1 protein-coding gene is annotated in these 1681 nt (G+C 57.7%); it reads left to right on the top strand.

Annotation, left to right across the window (positions count from 1 at the left end; genetic code table 11):
• The coding region (locus AB4043_RS24680; RefSeq protein WP_442308415.1) for an ABC-F family ATP-binding cassette domain-containing protein at positions 1 to 1379 on the top strand (1379 nt) is incomplete at its 5' end.
• Between the last annotated feature and the right edge of the window lie 302 nt (positions 1380 to 1681).

Genomic DNA, 1681 nt, shown 5'->3' with positions numbered 1-1681 from the left:
CCTACCGTGTCATCGACACCGTCATCATGGGTAACAAAGCCCTCTGGTCTGCCCTGGAAGAGCGCGACCACCTCTATGAGAAGGCAGAGCTGACGGACGACGACGGCATCCGCCTGGGTGAGTTGGAAGGCGTGATCGGCGAAGAAGACGGTTACGAGGCCGAGTCGAATGCGGCGGTGCTGCTGCAGGGTCTGGATATCGCAGACGACCTGCATGAGCGCAAGATGGGCGAGCTGCAGGGCGGCCAGAAGGTTCGCGTGCTGCTGGCACAGGCTCTCTTCGGCAATCCGCAGGCGCTGCTGCTGGACGAACCTACGAACTATCTCGATCTTGAGTCCATCCACTGGCTGCAGGACTTCCTGGTCCGTTTCGATGGCACCCTGATCACCATCTCGCACGACCGCCACTTTCTGAACTCGGTCTGCACTCACATCGCCGATATCGACTATCAGACGATCATTACCTACACCGGCGGCTACGACGAGATGGTGCTGCAGAAGACGCAGGTCCGCCAGCGTATCGAATCGCAGAACGAGCAGCGCGAGAAGAAGATCGCTCAGTTGAATGACTTCATCGCCCGCTTCTCGGCCGGTACGCGTTCGTCGCAGGTGAACTCACGTAAGAAAGAAGTTGAGCGCCTTCAGACCACGGACCTCGCTCGGTCGAACATCCAACGCCCGTATATCCGCTTCGACCAGCTTCGCCCTTCGGGCAAGCACATTCTGGAGATCGAGCACGTCTCGAWGTCGTATGACCAGACGGTCTTCAAGAACTTCACCTCTGCGGTCATGCGAGGCGACAAGGTTGTGCTGATCGGCCGTAACGGAACCGGCAAGACAACGATGCTGAAGTCGCTTCTGGCCGGCATGCCGGAAACCGACGACAAGGAATTCACCCGCGACGGCGGTACGGTGAAGTGGGGGCACGAGGCTAACATCGGCTACTTCGCACAGGACCACACCGGCACCGTGACCAAGGGCATGACGGTCGCCGACTGGCTGCACCAGTTCGATGAGAAGGCTACGGAAGAAGATATCCGCGGCATTCTGGGGCAGATGCTCTTCCGCGGCGAAGAGGGCCTGAAGAAGACTGAAGCTCTGTCAGGCGGCGAGCAGGCCCGCCTGATCTTCTGCAAACTGATGCTGCAGAAGCCCAACATCCTGATCTTTGACGAGCCCACCAACCACCTCGACCTGGAATCGATCAACGCCCTGAACCAGGCGCTGCAGAAGTATGAGGGTACGGTGCTGCTGGTAACACACGATGAGGACCTGATCGACGAGGTCGCGACCCGCATCTGGCACTTCCAGGACGGCAAGGTCGAAGACTTCAAGGGACCGTACGCCGAGTATCAACAGGTCCTGGCCGCCGCAAAGTAACTTCCCGCAAAACTTCACCGTTTGTATTGCACTGGGACACGCCCTGGCATGCGGACGGTGAGGTTTGCACGTAAGAATCCTTGTGATTCTTTTACTTGACAACCCGTCTGCGGTCACTGACCGTAGATCTAACACCTGAAATAGGTTTTCGGGCGCAGCCGTGCCCAAACGAGCGCGCCACGAGTTCCCGGGATTTCTTAACCGATAGAACCGCTTCGAAACCTTTGATTTTTGTTTCGCCCTTTTGAGGAGTGACGTTTCATGAAGATTGCAAAGATCTGTAGCACGCGTGTATTCGCGGC

Source organism: Terriglobus sp. YAF25, assembly GCF_052113305.1.
GTDB lineage: Bacteria > Acidobacteriota > Terriglobia > Terriglobales > Acidobacteriaceae > Terriglobus.
This window is presented reverse-complemented; position numbering and strand designations above follow the sequence as displayed.